Source organism: Burkholderia sp. SIMBA_051 (assembly GCF_046534915.1).
GTDB classification, from domain to species: Bacteria; Pseudomonadota; Gammaproteobacteria; order Burkholderiales; family Burkholderiaceae; genus Burkholderia; species Burkholderia ambifaria.
On record NZ_JAWRXS010000714.1, the window covers coordinates 1 to 245 of the forward strand.

A 245-nucleotide genomic window follows, 5' to 3' on the forward strand; every position below is an offset into this window, starting at 1 on the left:
GCTGCCTGATCGCGTGGAGCATTCCGTGGCTGGTGCCGATGATCGAGCATCTGATCGGCGTGCAGTTCCTACCGCCGTCGGTGTATTTCATCAGCGAACTGCCGTCCGAGCTGATTCCGGCCGACGTCGCGCGCATCGGCATCATCGCCTTCGCGATGTCGGCGCTGGCGACGCTTTACCCGAGCTGGCGCGGTGCGAAAGTCCGTCCCGCGGAGGCGCTGCGCTATGAATGACCGTTCCGCTAC

General features: G+C 64.5%; 1 pseudogene. It reads left to right on the forward strand.

Annotated elements, in window-relative coordinates:
* Positions 1 to 233, forward strand: a pseudogene (locus SB771_RS36320) (lipoprotein-releasing system transmembrane subunit LolC); the annotation flags it as partial.
* Positions 234 to 245 lie beyond the last annotated feature (12 nt).